16 protein-coding genes are annotated in these 18,067 nt (G+C 60.9%); 12 read left to right on the top strand and 4 right to left on the bottom strand.

Going from position 1 to position 18,067, the window contains the following annotated elements; genetic code table 11:
- The first annotated feature begins 404 nt into the window (after positions 1–404).
- From arnB to ACQ4OE_RS03075, 12 genes are all read left to right on the top strand, one after another.
- Complete coding sequence (gene arnB / locus ACQ4OE_RS03130) at positions 405–1,553, top strand: UDP-4-amino-4-deoxy-L-arabinose aminotransferase (RefSeq protein ID WP_430945640.1); 1,149 nt, start codon at positions 405–407, stop codon at positions 1,551–1,553.
- Positions 1,550–2,572: an undecaprenyl-phosphate 4-deoxy-4-formamido-L-arabinose transferase gene (gene arnC, locus ACQ4OE_RS03125; protein WP_430945639.1), complete on the top strand. Its 1,023-nt coding sequence runs from the start codon at positions 1,550–1,552 to the stop codon at positions 2,570–2,572. Before arnB ends, arnC begins: the two co-directional genes overlap by 4 nt.
- A complete protein-coding gene (gene arnA, locus ACQ4OE_RS03120; protein WP_430945638.1) occupies positions 2,569–4,560 on the top strand; it encodes a bifunctional UDP-4-amino-4-deoxy-L-arabinose formyltransferase/UDP-glucuronic acid oxidase ArnA in 1,992 nt (663 codons plus the stop codon). The genes arnC and arnA overlap by 4 nt, the downstream gene beginning before the upstream one ends.
- The gene (gene arnD / locus ACQ4OE_RS03115) at positions 4,560–5,444 is read left to right on the top strand and encodes a 4-deoxy-4-formamido-L-arabinose-phosphoundecaprenol deformylase (RefSeq protein ID WP_430945637.1); all 885 of its coding nucleotides are present in this window, start codon (positions 4,560–4,562) and stop codon (positions 5,442–5,444) included. The genes arnA and arnD overlap by 1 nt, the downstream gene beginning before the upstream one ends.
- On the top strand, positions 5,441–7,093 hold the full coding sequence (arnT, locus tag ACQ4OE_RS03110) for a lipid IV(A) 4-amino-4-deoxy-L-arabinosyltransferase (protein WP_430945636.1): 1,653 nt from the start codon (positions 5,441–5,443) through the stop codon (positions 7,091–7,093). Before arnD ends, arnT begins: the two co-directional genes overlap by 4 nt.
- The gene (gene arnE, locus ACQ4OE_RS03105; protein ID WP_430945635.1) at positions 7,090–7,434 is read left to right on the top strand and encodes a 4-amino-4-deoxy-L-arabinose-phosphoundecaprenol flippase subunit ArnE; all 345 of its coding nucleotides are present in this window, start codon (positions 7,090–7,092) and stop codon (positions 7,432–7,434) included. The genes arnT and arnE overlap by 4 nt, the downstream gene beginning before the upstream one ends.
- Positions 7,431–7,835 carry a 4-amino-4-deoxy-L-arabinose-phosphoundecaprenol flippase subunit ArnF gene (gene arnF, locus ACQ4OE_RS03100; protein ID WP_430945634.1) on the top strand — a complete coding sequence of 135 codons (405 nt, stop codon included), beginning with the start codon at positions 7,431–7,433 and terminating at the stop codon, positions 7,833–7,835. The genes arnE and arnF overlap by 4 nt, the downstream gene beginning before the upstream one ends.
- Complete coding sequence (locus ACQ4OE_RS03095; protein WP_134175313.1) at positions 7,832–9,211, top strand: UDP-glucose dehydrogenase family protein; 1,380 nt, start codon at positions 7,832–7,834, stop codon at positions 9,209–9,211. The genes arnF and ACQ4OE_RS03095 overlap by 4 nt, the downstream gene beginning before the upstream one ends.
- Positions 9,212–9,402: 191 nt before the next feature.
- A complete protein-coding gene (locus ACQ4OE_RS03090; protein WP_430945633.1) occupies positions 9,403–10,581 on the top strand; it encodes an MFS transporter in 1,179 nt (392 codons plus the stop codon).
- 156 nt (positions 10,582–10,737) lie between these two features.
- Complete coding sequence (locus ACQ4OE_RS03085) at positions 10,738–11,427, top strand: HPP family protein (protein ID WP_122591051.1); 690 nt, start codon at positions 10,738–10,740, stop codon at positions 11,425–11,427.
- Between the two features lie 142 nt (positions 11,428–11,569).
- Complete coding sequence (locus ACQ4OE_RS03080) at positions 11,570–12,676, top strand: enoyl-CoA hydratase/isomerase family protein (RefSeq protein WP_430945632.1); 1,107 nt, start codon at positions 11,570–11,572, stop codon at positions 12,674–12,676.
- A 3-nt stretch (positions 12,677–12,679) separates the two neighbouring features.
- Positions 12,680–13,831, top strand: a complete 1,152-nt coding sequence (locus tag ACQ4OE_RS03075) for an acyl-CoA dehydrogenase family protein (RefSeq protein WP_430945631.1) — start codon at positions 12,680–12,682, stop codon at positions 13,829–13,831.
- A 200-nt stretch (positions 13,832–14,031) separates the two neighbouring features.
- On the opposite strand, the gene ACQ4OE_RS03070 is transcribed toward ACQ4OE_RS03075, so the two are convergent.
- The 4 genes from ACQ4OE_RS03070 to ACQ4OE_RS03055 all read right to left on the bottom strand — a co-directional run bounded on the left by ACQ4OE_RS03070 (position 14,032) and on the right by ACQ4OE_RS03055 (position 18,055).
- Positions 14,032–14,805: an enoyl-CoA hydratase gene (locus tag ACQ4OE_RS03070; RefSeq protein ID WP_430945630.1), complete on the bottom strand. Its 774-nt coding sequence runs from the start codon at positions 14,803–14,805 to the stop codon at positions 14,032–14,034.
- 14 nt (positions 14,806–14,819) lie between these two features.
- Positions 14,820–15,947: an acyl-CoA dehydrogenase gene (locus tag ACQ4OE_RS03065; protein ID WP_430945629.1), complete on the bottom strand. Its 1,128-nt coding sequence runs from the start codon at positions 15,945–15,947 to the stop codon at positions 14,820–14,822.
- A gap of 140 nt (positions 15,948–16,087) precedes the next feature.
- Positions 16,088–17,281 (bottom strand): acetyl-CoA C-acyltransferase, encoded by a 1,194-nt coding sequence (locus ACQ4OE_RS03060; protein ID WP_430945628.1) that lies wholly within the window; start codon positions 17,279–17,281, stop codon positions 16,088–16,090.
- A 12-nt stretch (positions 17,282–17,293) separates the two neighbouring features.
- Positions 17,294–18,055, bottom strand: coding sequence for an SDR family NAD(P)-dependent oxidoreductase (locus tag ACQ4OE_RS03055; RefSeq protein WP_430945627.1), 762 nt, complete (start codon positions 18,053–18,055; stop codon positions 17,294–17,296).
- Positions 18,056–18,067: the final 12 nt, after the last annotated feature.

Genomic DNA, 18,067 nt, shown 5'->3' with positions numbered 1-18,067 from the left:
AGCGGATTAGTATTGGACGGGGTGGATTCAGTACTCGACAAGTCAATCAAACGAAACGGCCTTGAATAGAAAACAGTTCAACAAAACAACTAAAACGTGCAAAGAAACTTATATAAAGCGCGACTCTTGCGTAGGACTTTTCTATTAAAAGTGCCGATAAACGGAAGAAGTCTGAACGGTGGCTGTATGGCTCACAGATAGACGATTTGCCCACCGTATTTTGATGTTCCTTTCACAAAAAGCGGCATAACCTTAATTACAACAGGTTGCCCCGAAAGGCCTTCAACCCTGCCGTCCGTGGACTTAAAAGTCAATCAGGCATTCCCCGGGCGGTATCCCAAACCATTGAATTCACGTGTTTTTCAGACAATTGGCTGAAGGACGGCTGTCGCCTCGAGGTTCTTATGAGTCAAGCGTTTCTGCCGTTTTCCCGTCCGAGTATCGGCGAAGAAGAAATAGCAGCCGTCGAGCAAGTATTGCGTTCAGGCTGGATAACCACCGGGCCAGAAAGTCAGGCGCTGGAAGAACAGTTCGCCGCTTATGTCGGTTGTCGTCACGCGGTCGCACTTTCTTCGGCAACCGGCGGCATGCATATCGCGTTGCTCGCCTTGGGTATTGGTCCGGGCGATGAAGTCATCACCCCGTCGCAGACCTGGGTATCGACCGCCAACATGATCTCGTTGCTCGGCGCCAAACCGGTGTTCGTCGACGTTGACCGCGACACGCTGATGACTGACGCCGAGCGTATCGAAGCCGCGATCACCCCGCGCACCCGCGCCATCATTCCAGTGCATTACGCCGGTGCCGCGTTCGATCTCGATCCGCTGTACGCGATGGCCGACCGTCACGGCATCCCGGTGATTGAAGACGCCGCCCACGCCGCCGGCACCCGTTACAAGGGCCGCCACGTTGGCGCGCAAGGCACGGCCATTTTCTCGTTCCACGCGATCAAGAACATGACCTGTGCCGAGGGCGCGATGTTCGTCAGCGATGACGAAGCCTTGGCCAATCGCGTGCGCATGCTCAAGTTCCACGGCCTCGGTGTTGACGCCTATGACCGCCTCACCGGTGGCCGCAAGCCGCAGGCGCTGGTGATGGAGCCGGGATTCAAATACAACCTCGCCGACATCAACGCCGCGATCGCACGGGTCCAGTTGCAGCGTCTGGACGACATCAACGCCCGCCGCACCGGGCTGGCCGCCGCTTACCGGCAAAAACTCGAAGGCCTGCCGGTGCAACCACTGGCCCTGCCCGCTTACCCGCAAACCCACGCCTGGCACCTGTTCATCCTGCGCATCGACCGCGAACGCTGCGGCATCGACCGCGAAGCCTTCATGAAAGGCTTGCAGGACCAGGGCATCGGCACCGGCATTCATTTCATCGCCACCCACCTGCACACCTGGTATCGCCAGCGTGACCCCGACCTGTACCTGCCCAACACCGAATGGAATTCGGCACGCCTGTGCTCGATTCCGTTGTTCCCCGACATGACCGATCAGGACCTTGATCGCGTGGTTGGGGCCATCGCCACCCTCATGGATAAACGCCTGTGAAACCCTATCCGATTCGCTGCGTGTCGATCGTCATCCCGGTCTACAACGAACAGGACAGCCTGCCGGAACTGCTGCGCCGCACCGAAGCGGCGTGCCGGATGCTGCGATACGACTACGAAATCGTTCTGGTCGACGACGGTAGCCGTGACGATTCCGCCCATCTCCTTGAAGAAGCCGCAACCCGCGAAGACAGTCCGTTCGTGGCGGTCATCCTCAATCGCAATTACGGCCAGCACGCGGCGATCATGGCCGGTTTCGAGCAATGCAAGGGCGATGTGGTGATCACCCTCGACGCCGACCTGCAGAACCCGCCGGAAGAAATCCCGCGCCTGGTCGCCGAAGCCGAAAAAGGTTTCGACGTGGTCGGCACGGTACGTGGCAACCGTCAGGATTCGGCATTGCGCCGCTATCCGTCGAAGCTGATCAACCTCGCCGTGCAGCGCTCCACCGGCGTCGCCATGAGCGACTACGGCTGCATGCTCCGCGCTTACCGCCGCACGATCATCGACGCGATGCTCGCCTGCCGCGAACGCAGCACCTTCATCCCGATTCTGGCCAACAGCTTCGCCCGCCACACCACCGAAATCTTGGTCAACCACGCCGAGCGTGAACACGGTGATTCGAAGTACAGCCCGATGCGCTTGATCAACCTGATGTTCGACCTGATCACCTGCATGACCACCACGCCTTTGCGTTTGCTGAGCATCGTCGGTTTCACCATGGCCGGGCTCGGCGTGTTGTTCGCCGCAGCGCTGATCGTGTTGCGCCTGGTGTTCGGCGCCGGCTGGGCCGGTGACGGCATGTTCGTGCTGTTCGCCGTGCTGTTCGTGTTCACCGGCGGCCAGTTCATCGGCATGGGACTGCTCGGCGAATACCTTGGGCGCATGTACAGCGACGTCCGCGCCCGCCCGCGTTTCTTCATTGAAAAAGTCTTGCGCAGCCACCCGTCCCACCCGGCGCCTGCGATCACCGTTGACGGCCTCTCTTCTACTTCCACTACCGGTCAGGTTCTCTCATGAGTGCAAAAACTGTTGTCTTCGCTTACCACGACATTGGCTGCGCCGGCATTCAAGCCCTGCTCGACAGCGGCTACGACATCTCCGCCGTGTTCACTCACGCCGATGCCCCGAAAGAGAACGCTTTTTACGGATCGGTCGCGCAACTGTGCGCCAGCAAGGGCATCCCGGTGCATGCGCCGGAAGACGTGAACCACCCGCTGTGGATCGAGCGAATCGCCAAGCTCAATCCCGATTACCTGTTCTCCTTCTATTACCGCAACCTGCTGAGCGAGCAACTGCTGGCCGTGGCCAAACACGGCGCATTCAACCTGCACGGCTCGTTGCTGCCGCGCTACCGTGGCCGTGCTCCGGCCAACTGGGTGCTGGTCAACGGAGAGACTGAAACCGGCGTGACCCTGCACCGCATGGTCAAACGTGCCGATGCCGGCGCCATCGTCGCTCAACAACGCCTGGCCATCGAACGCAGCGACACCGCGCTGAGCCTGCACGGCAAACTGCGCATCGCCGCGATTGACCTGCTGCGCGACACTTTGCCGGCCATGCTCCAAGGCAAAATCAGCGAAACCCCGCAGGACGAATCGAAAGCCACGGTGTTCGGTCGTCGCAGCGCAGCGGACGGCAAACTGCTCTGGGCGAAACCCGCCGAGCAACTATTCAATCTGGTACGCGCCGTCACCCAGCCATACCCGGGGGCGTTCTGCGCCGTCGGTGAGCACAAACTCATCGTCTGGAGCGCCGAGGTCGTCAAAGGCAACGACGGCCAGGCGCCGGGCCGGGTGATCAGCGTTGATCCGCTGCGCATCGCCTGCGGTGAAGATTCGCTGCTGATTCTGTCCGGTCAGCGCAACGACAACGGCCTGTTCCTCAGCGGCCCGCAACTGGCGAGTGAACTCGGTCTGGTCGACGGTTCGCTGCTGCGCGGCGCCGAATCCGGTCGTGCGCCACGTCGCACTCGGGTGCTGATCCTTGGCGTCAACGGCTTCATCGGTAATCACTTGTCCGAGCGCCTGCTGCGTGACGATCGCTACGAAGTCTATGGCCTCGACATTGGTTCTGACGCCATCGACCGTTTGCGTAGCCATCCGCATTTTCACTACGTCGAAGGCGACATCAGCATTCACTCGGAGTGGATCGAGTACCACATCAAGAAGTGCGACGTGGTGCTGCCGCTGGTGGCCATCGCCACGCCGATCGAATACACCCGCAACCCATTGCGCGTGTTCGAACTCGACTTCGAAGAAAACCTGAAACTGGTGCGCTACTGCGTCAAATACAACAAGCGCGTGATCTTCCCGTCGACTTCGGAAGTCTATGGCATGTGCCAGGACAAGCACTTCGACGAAGACACCTCGAACCTGGTGGTCGGCCCGATCAACAAGCAGCGCTGGATCTACTCCGTGTCCAAGCAACTGCTGGACCGAGTGATCTGGGCTTACGGCGCCAAGGGCCTCAACTTCACCCTGTTCCGGCCTTTCAACTGGATGGGCCCGCGCCTTGATCGTCTGGATTCGGCCCGCATCGGCAGCTCCCGCGCCATCACCCAGTTGATCCTCAATCTGGTCGAAGGCACGCCGATTCGTCTGTTCGACGGCGGCGAGCAGAAACGCTGCTTCACTGATATCGCCGATGGCGTCGAGGCGCTGGCGCGGATCATCGATAACGATGGCGACGTCTGCAACGGGCAGATCATCAACATCGGCAACCCGGACAACGAAGCGAGCATTCGTCAGTTGGGCGAAGAGTTGCTGCGTCAGTTCGAAGCGCATCCTTTGCGCAGCAACTTCCCGCCGTTCGCCGGTTTCCGCGACGTCGAAAGCAAGGCGTTCTATGGCGCCGGTTATCAGGACGTCGAGCACCGCAAACCGAGCATCGCCAACGCCAAGCGTCTGCTCGACTGGACGCCGACTGTGGAAATGCGCGAGACCATCGGCAACACGCTGGATTTCTTCTTGCGTGAAGCCATGCTCGAACTCGCGGACAAGCCTTGATGCAGGCCGGTCTACGCATCGACGTCGACACCTTTCGCGGCACCCGTGAGGGCGTGCCGCGTTTGCTGGAAATACTCGACGAGGCGCAGATCAAGGCGACGTTTTTCTTCAGTGTCGGCCCCGACAACATGGGCCGGCATCTGTGGCGCCTGATCCGCCCGCAGTTCCTCTGGAAGATGCTCCGTTCCAATGCGGCCGGCCTGTATGGCTGGGACATTCTGCTGGCCGGTACGGCTTGGCCGGGCAAACCGATTGGCCGCGAACTCGGGCACCTGATGCGTCAGGCCCGCGACGCCGGTCACGAAGTCGGTCTGCACGCCTGGGATCACCACGGCTGGCAGGCAAATGCCGGACGCTGGAGCAACGCGCAACTGATCGAGCAGATCCGTCAGGGCGTCGACACCTTGAGCGACATCCTCGGCGAGAAAATCACCTGCTCGGCCGCCGCCGGTTGGCGTGCCGACGAGCGCGTGATCGAGGCCAAGCAAGCCTTCGGCTTTCGCTACAACAGCGATTGCCGGGGCACGCGGCTGTTTCGTCCGCTGCTGGCCGACGGCACGCCGGGAACACCGCAGATCCCGGTGGACTTGCCGACCTTCGACGAAGTCGTCGGCCCCATCGTCGCGGCGCGGGATTACAACGGGTTTCTGCTCGATCACTTCCAGGCGCGACAGCTCAACGTCTACACCATTCATGCCGAAGTGGAAGGGATTCTGATGGCTGAGGATTTTCGCCAACTGCTGGCGGCTGCTCGCCAACGAAACATCGACTTCACACCGCTGGGCGATTTGCTACCCGAGTTCTTCAACGCCTTGCCCGTGGGCCGCGTGCAACGTGGCGCTCTCGATGGCCGTGAAGGCTGGTTGGGAGTGCAAGGCGCATGAGCAAACGCTGGGCTTTGCCGTTGCTGTTGTTGGGGATTTGTCTGCTGGCTTATCTGCTGCCATTGGGCACGCATGGTTTGTGGATTCCTGATGAGACGCGCTACGCACAAATCAGCCAGGACATGCTCCTGAGCGGTAACTGGGTGTCGCCGCATTTCATGAGCCTGCGCTATTTCGAGAAGCCGATTGCCGGCTATTGGGTGATCGCGCTCGGGCAAGAGCTGTTCGGGCAGAACCTGTTCGGTGTGCGCTTCGCTTCGGCGCTGAGCACCGGTTTGAGCGTGATGCTCTGCTACTTGATCGCCCGGCGTTTGTGGAACGAACCGCGTAAAAGCTTCGTCTGCGCCCTGCTTTACATGAGCTTCACGATTGTTGCCGGCCAGGCCGGGTACGCCAACCTCGATCCGCAATTTACCTTCTGGGTCAACCTGAGTCTGGTGGCGCTGTGGTTCGCCGTCGACAGCCGCACCCGCGGCAAACGCATGGCCGCCTGGGCGCTGCTTGGGCTGGGCTGCGGCATGGGTTTCATGACCAAGGGGTTTCTTGCCTGGCTGCTGCCGGTGCTGATCGCGCTGCCGTGGATGCTTTGGCAAAAGCGCTGGCGTGAGCTGCTGATGTTCGGCCCGGTGGCGATTGCCGTGGCAATAATCGTCAGCCTGCCGTGGGTGTTGTCGGTGCATGCGCAGGAGCCGGACTACTGGCGGTTCTTCTTCTGGCATGAACACATCCGCCGCTTTGCCGGTGACGATGCCCAGCATGATGCGCCGTGGTGGTTTTACCTGCCGCTGTTGATCGCCTTCAGCCTGCCGTGGGCGGGATTGCTGCCGGCGACGTTCAAGCAAGCCTGGCAAACCCGCGCCCAGCCCAAAGTGATTTTCCTGCTGCTGTGGCTACTGATGCCGCTGCTGTTTTTCAGCCTGAGCAACGGCAAATTGCCGACTTACATCCTGCCGTGCCTGCTGCCGCTGGCGTTGCTGCTCGGTAACGCGCTGGCCGACCGTTTGCGTCTTGAGCAAGGTCGTGCGCTGAGCATCAATGGTGGGCTGAATCTGCTGTTGGGTGTCGTCACGTTGATCGCGCTGGTCTATCTCCAACTGAGCAAACCGGTCTACGACCACGAACTGCACAGCATGGTGCTGGTGTTCATCGCCCTGATCGGCTGGATCATCGCCAACCTGCTGCAAGCCTTTCTGCCATTGCAGTGCTGGGCGGCGCCGGCGCTGGGCAGTCTGTTGCTGATCGCGGTATTGCCCGCAGCGATGCCCAAATCGGTAGTCGCCAACAAGATGCCCGATCAATTCATCAAGCATCACCTCACCGAACTGGCACAAACCACGCACCTGCTGAGCAACGACCTCGGCGCGGCGTCAGCACTGGCCTGGCGTCTGAAAACGCCGCAAGTCGCGTTGTACAACACGATAGGCGAATTGAAATATGGCCTTGCCTATCCTGACGGCATTCAACAGCGGGTCGATCCCGATCACGTGCAACAGTGGATGCGCGAGGCACGCCGCAGCGGTTCGGTCGGCGTGGTGATGCGCGTCAAGGGGCAGGACGAACTGGACGAAATCGACAGACTGCCAAAGGACGGCGTCCGCTTTGAGCAGGGCAACCTAGTGATCATGATTCTGCCCAAGGAGGCGTCATGAGCCTGTTGCTGCTGTTGGCCGCGTGCCTGCTGACCTGTCTCGGGCAGATTGCGCAGAAATACGCCGTGGAGAGTTGGCGCGGCGTCGACTCGACATGGGCGAGCAAACTGCGTTCACCGTGGTTGTGGCTGGCCCTGCTCGCCCTCGGTTCGGGCCTGCTGGTCTGGCTGCTGGTGTTGCAGCGTCTGGAAGTCGGCATCGCCTATCCGATGCTCAGCCTGAATTTCGTGCTGATCACCCTGATCGCGCGCTTCGTCTTCCGTGAACCGATCGACCGCCAGCATTGGTTGGGCGTGGCTTTGGTGATCGGCGGCGTGGTTTTGCTGGGGCAACAGTCATGAACCGGCGTCGTGGCATCACCTTCGCCCTCGGCAGCGTTTTGCTGGTCAGTGCCGCGCAACTCGCGATGCGCTGGAGCATGACGCGCCTGCCAGCGCCGGAACACTGGCTGCACATCGACAGCCTCGATTGGCGCGCGCTGTCCGTGGTCATCGCAGCGATTTTCGCCTACGCCATGTCGATGCTCTGCTGGCTCGCTGCCCTGCGTGATCTGCCGCTGGGTCGGGCTTATTCGCTGCTGAGCATCAGCTATGCGCTGGTGTATCTGCTGGCGGCCAGTCTGCCGTTGTTCAACGAATCCTTCAGTTTCAGCAAATCGCTGGGCGTGGCGCTGGTCATGCTCGGGGTTATCACCATCAACACGCGTCCGGCTCGTGCGCCCGCATTCAGGAGTGCTCCATGAAAATCACAGTATTTGGCAGCGGTTACGTCGGTCTGGTGCAAGCGGCGGTGTTGGCCGAGGTCGGCCATGATGTCGTGTGCATGGACGTCGACCAGAAGAAGGTCGACCTGTTGCGCCAGGGTCACGTGAGCATTTTCGAACCGGGGCTGGCCAGCCTGGTGCGCGAAGGGCTGGATTCGAAACGCCTGCAATTCACCACCGATGAAAAGCTCGCCGTGCAGCACGCGCGGGTCGCATTTATCGCAGTGGGTACGCCGTCGCGTGAGGACGGCTCGGCGGATCTGCGTTATGTGCTTTCGGTCGGTGACGCGATTGCCCGCCATCGTGAGCAGCCGTTGATCATCGTCGAGAAATCCACGGTGCCGGTGGGCACGGGCGACACCTTGCGCACGCACATCGAAAAAGCCTTGATCAAGGTCGGCCGTCTGCTGCAGTTCGATATCGTCTCCAACCCGGAATTTCTCAAGGAAGGCTCGGCGGTTGCCGATTGCCGCCGTCCGGATCGCATCGTCATTGGCTGCGAAGGCGATGACGTGCGCGACGTGATGCGTGATCTGTACTCGCCGTTCAACCGCAACCATGACCGCATCATGTTCATGGACCTGCGCAGCGCCGAGCTGACCAAGTACGCCGCCAACTGCATGCTGGCGACCAAGATCAGCTTCATCAACCAGATCGCCGAGCTGGCCGAGCACCTCGGCGCTGACATCGAATCGGTGCGCCAGGGCATCGGAGCCGATACGCGCATCGGTTACCACTTCATCTATCCGGGCTGCGGATATGGCGGCTCGTGCTTCCCGAAAGACATGCGCGCGCTGATCCACAGCGCCGAAGAAGCGCATTGCTCCAGCGACTTGCTGCAAGCGGTCGAGGCGATCAACCAACGGCAGAAACACAAACTGTTCGAACGTATCAACGCGTTCTATCGCGGCGATCTGCGTGGCAAGACCTTTGCCCTGTGGGGCCTGGCGTTCAAACCGAATACCGACGACATGCGTGACGCGCCGAGCCGGGTCCTGCTGGAGGAGTTGTGGGCCGCCGGTGCCAGCGTGCGTGCGTTCGACCCGGAAGCCATGCAGGAAACCCAGAACCTTTACCCGGACGAATCGAAACTGATGCTGATGGGCACGCCGGAATCGGTACTGCCCGGCGCTGACGCCTTGATCATCTGCACCGAGTGGCAGCAATTCAAGGCACCGGATTTCGACCTGATCAAACAGCGCCTCAACACCCCGGTGATCTTCGACGGCCGCAACCTGTACGACGCCGAGCGACTGGCGCGCAATGGCTTCCAGTACTTCCCGATGGGCCGTGGCGAATCGCGCAAATTGCCGATCCCGCTGCAACAGTGGCCGCATGCGTCTGACGTCGCATAGGGCGCCATTCTCCTGTGGGAGCGAGCCTGCTCGCGAAGGCGGAGTGTCGGTCAACATTGATGTATCTGACCCAACGCATTCGCGAGCAGGCTCGCTCCCACAGGCGGCCGTGTTGTCGCGGGTTGACCGGTGATGGATGCGCAGGGAGGATGACGCACGCCAAGCTTCTGAAATAAGGACATTGCCCCGACGTGGCCACCTACTCGCGCTTCATCCGCCGGTTGATGATCAGCTCGCTGACCGTCGTGGTCAGCCGCGCCCTGATCGGCCCGCTGCTGACCCTGTTCCTCAGCAACAAACTCAGCCTCAACCCGCAAGACGTCGGCTTGCTGCTGGGCATCGCGGTGTTCAGCGCGACGCTGCTGTCGCTCTACGGTGGCTACGTCATCGATCGGCTGGACAAGCGGCAGTTGCTGATTCTGACCATGCTCTCCAGCGGCATCGGCCTGATCTTGCTGACCTTCGCGCAGAACCTGTATCTGGTGACGCTGGTGCTGATCATCAGTGAAACCGCGTCGGCGCTGTTCATGATCTGCTCGAAAGCGATCCTCAGTGAAAACCTGCCGGTCGGCCAACGGGTCAAGGCGTTTTCCCTCAACTACACCTTGACCAATATCGGCTACGCCGTCGGCCCGATGATTGGCGTGGTGATTGCCGGCATCCAGCCTTCGGCGCCATTTATCGTCGCCGGCGCAATTGCCATTGGCAGCATTTTCATTCTGCTGGGCGCCGCCAAAGAGGCGAACCCGATCGCCTCGGTCAGTCAGCCGCAAAGCTTTCTGAAGACCCTGGTCATCCTGAAAAACGACCGCACGATGATCCTTTTCACTTTGGGCTGCTTGCTCAGCACATTGGTACACGGGCGCTTCACCCTGTACCTGTCGCAATATTTGCTGGTCACCCACACCCAGCAACAGACGCTCGACACCATGGCTGCGCTCCTCGCCTGCAACGCGATCACGGTGATTCTGTTGCAATACCAGATCGGCCGTTTGCTCAAGCGCGAGCACTTGCGCCACTGGATCGCCGGCGGCACCGCGCTGTTCATCCTCGGCCTGATCGGCTTCAGCCTGGCCGACAGCCTCGTTGGCTGGTGCGTGGCGATGTTCATCTTCACCCTGGGCGAGATGATCATTTACCCGGCCGATTTCCTCTTCGTCGACACCCTCGCCCCTGAGGAACTGCGCGGCAGCTACTACGGCGCGCAGAATCTCGCGGCACTCGGCGGCGCGGCCAGCCCGGTGATGTGCGGTTTTCTGCTGATGCACACACCGGCGCCAGTGATGTTCTACGCCTTGAGCGCATTGGCAGCGGTCGGCGGCTATTTATGTGTTGCCAGCGGCCGTCGCGTCGCTTCAGTGCAAAAATAATGCATTCAAACTGCATTTATATGAATTTGTCAGCATCGAGTTTGAACGGCACACTGTGCGCGTTCCTCCCCCAATGTTGGAACACTTCGAGGGCTTTCCGGATATGCCGGACAAGTCCTTTTTTTTGTCCGTAATTTGTAAAAGGATCAGTTTCAAATGCTCGCTCGCTGGTTGCCCGCCGCTATCAACACCCGTCCCACCGAATGGAGTCGCGCCGCCATCGGCATGGCGCTGGGGACGTTGTTCAGTGTGTGGTTTTGCGCGCAGGTGTTCGGCCATGACGTCGCCTATCACCTGATCGGGCCGTTGGGCGCTTCGGCGGTGTTGCTGTTCGCCGTGTCTTCCGGCGCCCTCGCCCAGCCGTGGTCGATTCTCGGCGGGTATTTATGCGCGGGGGTCGTCGCGCTGCTGGTCGCTCACGTGCTTGGCCGAACCCTCGGCAGTGCGTGTCTGGCGGCGGGCATGGCACTGATTCTGATGTGCTGGCTGCGTTGCCTGCATCCGCCGGCGGGTGCGTTGGCGCTGACGCTGGTACTGGCCGATCCCGCGACCATCGCCATGGACTGGAAAGCCATGGAACCGGTGATGCTCGGCGCGGCGTGCATGCTGCTAAGTGCGCTGGCCTACAACAACCTGACGCGGATTCGCTATCCGAAACGCCCGGCGGAACCGGCGCCCGCAGTAGCCCCGGTCGACAATCAGGCGATCACCGCCGAAGACCTCAAACTCGCCTTGGCCGACATGGAAGCCTTCATCGACATCACCCCCGAGGATCTGGAACAACTGATCCACGCCAGCGAACTGCACGCGAAGCGCCGGAGCATTGGCGATGTTTTTTCCAAGTAACCTTCGGCATATCGACTAAGGTAAAAACGCAGACAGCCCCTGCACATATCCCCGTTGTACACGGCAAATTTGCACTGTTACGATCCGGTAACGCTCGCGCGCGAGCTTCTCGAATAAAGACAATAAAAGCAGGGAGTTACTGATGACAGCTCAGGCTTCATCCCCGCGGACCCAGTCCATGGATGCCACGCAAAACGAAGTGCTGGCCGAGGTTCGCAATCACATCGGTCACCTGACCCTCAATCGCCCCGCCGGCCTCAACGCCATCACCCTCGACATGGTGCGCCTGCTGCAACAGCAGCTCGACGCCTGGGCGACAGACGCCAATGTCCACGCCGTTGTGCTGCGCGGCGCCGGTGAAAAAGCCTTCTGCGCCGGCGGCGACATTCGTTCCCTGTACGACAGTTTCAAAAGCGGCGATACGCTGCACGAAGATTTCTTCGTCGAGGAATACGCCCTCGACCTGACGATTCATCACTACCGCAAACCGGTGCTGGCGCTGATGGACGGTTTCGTCCTCGGCGGCGGCATGGGTCTGGTGCAAGGCGCCGATCTGCGCGTGGTCACCGAGAAAAGCCGTCTGGCGATGCCGGAAGTGGCCATCGGTTATTTCCCGGATGTCGGCGGCAGTTATTTTCTGTCGCGGATCCCCGGTGAACTGGGGACTTACCTGGGCGTCAGCGGCGTGCAGATCCGTGCCGCCGATGCGCTGTATTGCGGCCTGGCCGACTGGTTTCTCGACAGCAGCAAACTCGCGCTGCTAGACGAAAAACTCGACGCGATGGAGTGGCAGGACACCCCGCTCAAAGCGCTGCAAAACCTGCTGGCCAAACACGGTGTGCAAACCCTGCCCGATGCGCCGCTCGAAGCATTGCGTCCGGCCATCGACCACTTCTTCGCGCTGCCCGACGTGCCGAGCATGGTCGAGCAATTGCGCGCAGTCACCGTTGCCGACAGCCATGAGTGGGCAACCAGCACCGCCAATCTGCTGGAAACCCGTTCGCCGCTGGCCATGGCCGTGACCCTGGACATGCTTCGTCGCGGTCGGCACCTGAGCCTGGAACATTGCTTCGCGCTGGAGCTGCATCTGGATCGCCAGTGGTTCGCCCGTGGCGACTTGATCGAAGGCGTACGCGCGCTGCTGATCGATAAAGACAAGTCCCCACGCTGGAACCCGCCGACCCTCGCTGCGCTGGACGCTGCGCACGTCGCGAGTTTCTTCCACGGTTTTGATGAGAGCGGGAGCTGAGCCATGCACGATCTCGAACTGACTGAAGAACAAGTGATGATCCGCGACATGGCTCGGGACTTTGGCCGTGGCGAAATCGCACCCCATGCGCAGGCTTGGGAAAAGGCTGGCTGGATTGACGACGCACTGGTCGCGAAGATGGGCGAACTCGGTCTGCTGGGCATGGTGGTGCCCGAGGAATGGGGCGGCACCTACGTCGACTACGTCGCGTATGCGTTGGCCGTGGAGGAGATTTCCGCCGGTGACGGCGCGACCGGCGCGTTCATGAGCATCCACAACTCGGTGGGCTGCGGCCCGGTGCTCAATTACGGCAGCGATGAACAGAAACAGACCTGGCTGGCGGATCTCGCCAGCGGTCAGACCATCGGCTGCTTCTGCCTCACCGAGCCGCAGGCCGGCTCGGAAGCGCACAACCTGCGCACCCGCGCCGAACTGCGCGACGGCCAATGGGTGATCAACGGTTCCAAGCAATTTGTCAGCAATGGCAAACGGGCGAAACTGGCGATCGTGTTTGCGGTGACCGATCCGGATCTGGGCAAGAAAGGGATTTCGGCGTTTCTGGTGCCGACGGATAGCGCCGGTTTTATCGTTGATCGCACTGAACACAAGATGGGCATTCGTGCGTCGGATACCTGCGCAGTGACGTTGAACAATTGCAGCATTCCCGAGGCTAATTTACTCGGTGAACGCGGCAAAGGTTTGGCGATTGCCTTGTCCAACCTTGAAGGCGGCCGCATTGGCATCGCCGCGCAAGCACTCGGCATTGCCCGCGCGGCGTTTGAAGCGGCGCTGGCGTATTCCAAGGATCGGGTGCAGTTCGAAAAACCGATCATCGAGCACCAGAGCATCGCCAACCTGCTCGCCGATATGCACATGCAAATCAACGCGGCGCGGTTGATGATCCTGCATGCGGCGCGGCTGCGTACGGCGGGGAAACCGTGTCTGTCAGAGGCTTCCCAGGCGAAGCTGTTTGCGTCGGAAATGGCCGAGAAGGTCTGTTCTTCGGCAATTCAGATTCATGGCGGGTATGGCTATCTGGAAGATTATCCGGTCGAGAAGTACTACCGTGATGCGCGGATTACCCAGATTTATGAAGGGTCGAGCGAGATTCAGCGGATGGTGATTGCGCGGGACTTGAAGAACTACCAGTTGTAATGGTGTGGCCCCTTTTCCCTCACCCCAGCCCTCTCCCTCCGGGAGAGGGGGCCGACCGAGGTGTCTCGCGTATCAAACCTTAAAAGCTTCGCGAGCAGGCTTGCTCCCACAGGGATCTCCAGTGAACACAGAAGTTGTGCTCGCCGAAAAACCAATGTGGGAGCGAGCCTGCTCGCGAAGGCGTCAGTCAGCTCAGCACATTACTTGCCCTTGAACTCCGGCGCACGCTTGGCGACGAACGCGGCCATGCCTTCCTTCTGATCCTGCGTGGCAAACGCCGCATGGAACACCCGGCGCTCAAAGCGCACACCCTCAGTCAGGTTCACCTCAAACGCACGATTCACGCTCTCCTTGACCATCATCGCAATCGGCAGCGATTTGCTCGCGATCACCCCGGCGACTTTCAGCGCTTCATCGAGCAGCTCATCACTCGGCACAATCCGCGCGACGATGCCGCAGCGCTCGGCTTCCACCGCGTCGATCAGCCGCCCGCTCAGGCACATTTCCATGGCTTTGGCCTTGCCCACCGCGCGGGTCAGGCGTTGGGTGCCGCCCATGCCCGGCAGCACGCCGAGGTTGATTTCCGGCTGGCCGAACTTGGCGTTGTCGCCGGCCAGAATGAAGTCGCACATCAGCGCCAGTTCACAGCCACCGCCGAGGGCGAACCCGTTGACCGCAGCGATGATCGGCTTGCGCCGATTGGCCACGCGATCGCTGTCGCTGAACAGGTCGTCCATGTAGATCTGCGGATAAGTCAGCTCGGCCATTTCCTTGATGTCGGCACCAGCAGCGAAGGCTTTTTTCGAGCCAGTGATTACGATGCAACCAATGTTCGCATCCGCTTCCAACGCATCGAGGGCCTGGTTCACCTCGCTGACCAGTTGCGCGTTCAGGGCATTTAGCGCCTGCGGGCGGTTCAGGGTGATCAGGCCAACCCGGCCGTGGGTTTCCAGCAAAATCGTTTCGTACGTCATGAATAAATTCCTTGTCAAAGATTGCGCGAAATGACCATGCGCTGAATATCGCTGGTGCCTTCGTAGATCTGGCAGACCCGCACGTCGCGGTAGATGCGTTCCAGCGGGAAGTCGTTGAGGTAACCGTAACCGCCGAGGGTTTGCAACGCCATCGAACAGACCTTTTCGGCCATTTCCGAAGCGAACAGTTTCGCCATCGACGCCTCGACCAGCGCCGGTTGGCCGCTGTCACGCAGGGCCGCCGCGTAATGCACCATCTGCCGCGCGACGGCGATTTGCGTGGCCATGTCGGCCAAGCGGAATGCCACAGCCTGATGCTCGATGATCGGTTTGCCGAAAGTGGCGCGGTCGCGGGCGTAATCGCGTGCTGCTTCAAACGCTGCGCGGGCCATGCCCACCGATTGCGAAGCGATGCCGACGCGACCGCCCTCAAGGTTGGCCAAGGCGATTTTATAGCCCTCGCCCTCCTCGCCCAAACGGTTGGCCACCGGCACTTTCACGTCTTCGAAGAGAATCTGGCAGGTGTCAGACGCATGCTGGCCGAGTTTGTCTTCGACCCGTGCGACTTTGTAGCCCGGCGAATCAGTCGGCACGATAAACGCGCTGATCCCGCGTTTGCCGGCGCTCGGATCGGTCACTGCAAACACAATCACGATCCCGGCGTTTTGCCCGGAGGTGATGAACTGTTTGCAGCCGTTCAGCACGTAGTGATCGCCTTCCAGCCGTGCGCGGGTTTTCAAGCTGCTGGCGTCGGAACCGGCCTGCGGTTCGGTCAGCGCAAAGGCGCCGAGCATGGCGCCGCTGGCCAGTGGTTTGAGGAAGCGTTCGCGCTGATCATCATTGCCGAACTTGAGGATCGGCACGCAACCCACCGAGTTGTGCACGCTCATGATCGTTGAGCAGGCGCCGTCGCCGGCAGCGATTTCTTCCAGAGCCATGGCGTAAGCCAGGTAACCGGTGTCGCAACCGCCCCACTGCTCCGGCACAAGCATGCCGAAGAAGCCCAGCTCAGCCATTTGACCGATGGCTTCCTTGGGGAAACGATGCTCGCGATCCCACTCGGCGGCGAACGGCTTGAGGCGTTCCTCGGCAAACTGCCGGGCCATGTCGCGGATCTGGGTTTGGTCTTCGTTGGGAATCATGGTGAATCCTTAATCCGGGTTACCACACAGAACCCTTGTGGGAGCGAGCCTGCTCGCGAAAGCGGTGTATCAGCGAAGCAAGTGTTGACTGACAGAACGCCTTCGCGAGCAGGCTCGCTCCCACGTGGGCTATTTAGCGATCAATAGAGGCATTCCACGGCCATCGCCGTGGCTTCGCCGCCGCCGATGCAGATCGCGGCGATCCCGCGTTTGAGTTTTCTCTGGCGCAGCGCCGACAGCAACGTCACCAGAATCCGTGCCCCCGACGCACCAATCGGATGCCCCAGCGCACAGGCACCGCCATGCACATTCAACTTGTCATGCGGGATTTCCAGATGCGTCATCGCCGCCATGCCGACCACGGCAAACGCTTCGTTGACCTCGAACAGATCGACATCACCCAGCGACCAGCCGGTCTTGTTGATCAGCTTCTTGATCGCACCGATCGGCGCCACGGGAAACAGGCCCGGCGTGTCGGCGAATGCGGCGTGGCCATGAATGACAGCCAACGGCTTGAGACCGAGCTTCTGCGCCTGCGACTGACGCATCAGCACCAGCGCCGCAGCGCCGTCAGAGATCGAACTGGAGTTCGCCGCCGTCACCGTGCCGCCTTCACGAAACGCCGGTTTCAGCGAGGCGATCTTGTCCAGTTTGGCTTTCGGTGGCTGCTCGTCATTGCTGATCAGCACCTGCTCTTTACCGACGGTCACGGTCAGCGGGACGATTTCGGCCTTGAAGCTGCCGTCCTGGATCGCCTGCTGCGCGCGAGTAGTCGAGGCGATGGCAAAGGCGTCTTGCGCCTCGCGGCTGAAGTGGTTGGTCTCGGCGCAATCTTCGGCAAACGTGCCCATCAGCCGACCCTTGTCGTAAGCGTCTTCGAGGCCGTCGAGAAACATCGAATCAAGCACTCGACCATGGCCCATGCGGTAACCGGCGCGGGCACGGTCCAGCAGATACGGCGAGTTGGACATGCTTTCCATGCCGCCGGCGATCACCACATCGGCGCTACCCGCCATCAGCATGTCGTGAGCAAGAATGGTGGTTTCCATGCCCGAGCCGCACATCTTGTTGACCGTGGTGCAGCGGGTCGATTTATCCAGCCCGGCGCCCAGCGCAGCCTGACGCGCCGGCGCCTGACCGAGCCCCGCCGGCAATACGCAACCAAACAGCACTTCATCAACAGAATCACTGGCGACACCGGCGCGTTCGACCGCAGCCTTGATCGCTGCGGCGCCGAGTTGCGGCGCAGTGAGGCTTTTCAGTTCGCCCTGAAAGCCGCCCATGGGCGTGCGCACGGCACTGACGATAACAATCGGATCGTTGGAAATGGTCATGACAAATCCTCCTTACTTGGCGGCCATGCGCAAGGCGCCGTCGAGACGGATCACCTCGCCGTTGAGCATGCTGTTTTCGATGATATGCCTAACCAGCGCGGCGTATTCGGCAGGTTTGCCGAGCCGCGGCGGGAACGGCACGCCGGCGGCCAGGGAGTCACGCACCTCCGGGGTCATGCCGGCCATCATCGGGGTTTCGAAAATCCCCGGGGCGATGGTCATCACGCGGATGCCGAAGCGCGCCAGTTCACGGGCGGCGGGCAGCGTCAGGCTGGCGATCGCACCTTTCGATGCCGCGTAAGCTGCCTGACCGATCTGGCCGTCGAAGGCTGCAACCGAGGCCGTGTTGATGATCACGCCGCGCTCGCCGTCAGCGTTTGCATCAGATTCGGCAATCGCCGCAGCGGCCAGACGCAGCATGTTGAAGCTGCCGATCAGGTTGACGTTGATCACTTGGGCGAAACTGCTCAGCGCATGCGGACCGTTCTTGCCGAGGATCTTCTCGCCACGGACGATGCCGGCGCAGTTGACCAGACCGTTGAGGCTGCCGAAGGCTTTGACGGTCGCTTGCACGGCGGCTTCAGCAGCGGCTTCATTGCTGATGTCGGCCACCACGCTTTGCGCGCCCAGACGCTGAGCCTGGGCGGCAACCGCTTCGGCGTTCATGTCCACCAGCATCACTTTCGCGCCGGCATTCACCAGCAATTCAGCGGTGGCCGCGCCTAGGCCAGACGCACCGCCGGTGACGATAAAAACCTTGTTCTCGATCTGCATGACTGTCTTTCC

This window comes from Pseudomonas sp. WC2 (assembly GCF_050586545.1).
Classification (GTDB): Bacteria; Pseudomonadota; Gammaproteobacteria; order Pseudomonadales; family Pseudomonadaceae; genus Aquipseudomonas.
Note: the sequence above shows the minus strand (reverse complement) of the source record. Positions and strands in the feature narration are given on the sequence as shown.

Excerpts from the sequence above, each read along its gene's own strand:
- ACQ4OE_RS03080 (WP_430945632.1), top strand. The coding sequence starts at position 11,570 with ATGACAGCTCAGGCTTCATCCCCGCGGACCCAGTCCATGGATGCCACG.
- arnE (WP_430945635.1), top strand. The coding sequence starts at position 7,090 with ATGAGCCTGTTGCTGCTGTTGGCCGCGTGCCTGCTGACCTGTCTCGGG.
- arnF (WP_430945634.1), top strand. The coding sequence starts at position 7,431 with ATGAACCGGCGTCGTGGCATCACCTTCGCCCTCGGCAGCGTTTTGCTG.
- arnD (WP_430945637.1), top strand. The coding sequence starts at position 4,560 with ATGCAGGCCGGTCTACGCATCGACGTCGACACCTTTCGCGGCACCCGT.
- ACQ4OE_RS03075 (WP_430945631.1), top strand. The coding sequence starts at position 12,680 with ATGCACGATCTCGAACTGACTGAAGAACAAGTGATGATCCGCGACATG.
- ACQ4OE_RS03085 (WP_122591051.1), top strand. The coding sequence starts at position 10,738 with ATGCTCGCTCGCTGGTTGCCCGCCGCTATCAACACCCGTCCCACCGAA.
- ACQ4OE_RS03060 (WP_430945628.1), bottom strand. The coding sequence starts at position 17,281 with ATGACCATTTCCAACGATCCGATTGTTATCGTCAGTGCCGTGCGCACG.
- ACQ4OE_RS03065 (WP_430945629.1), bottom strand. The coding sequence starts at position 15,947 with ATGATTCCCAACGAAGACCAAACCCAGATCCGCGACATGGCCCGGCAG.
- arnA (WP_430945638.1), top strand. The coding sequence starts at position 2,569 with ATGAGTGCAAAAACTGTTGTCTTCGCTTACCACGACATTGGCTGCGCC.
- ACQ4OE_RS03055 (WP_430945627.1), bottom strand. The coding sequence starts at position 18,055 with ATGCAGATCGAGAACAAGGTTTTTATCGTCACCGGCGGTGCGTCTGGC.
- ACQ4OE_RS03070 (WP_430945630.1), bottom strand. The coding sequence starts at position 14,805 with ATGACGTACGAAACGATTTTGCTGGAAACCCACGGCCGGGTTGGCCTG.
- arnB (WP_430945640.1), top strand. The coding sequence starts at position 405 with ATGAGTCAAGCGTTTCTGCCGTTTTCCCGTCCGAGTATCGGCGAAGAA.
- arnT (WP_430945636.1), top strand. The coding sequence starts at position 5,441 with ATGAGCAAACGCTGGGCTTTGCCGTTGCTGTTGTTGGGGATTTGTCTG.
- ACQ4OE_RS03095 (WP_134175313.1), top strand. The coding sequence starts at position 7,832 with ATGAAAATCACAGTATTTGGCAGCGGTTACGTCGGTCTGGTGCAAGCG.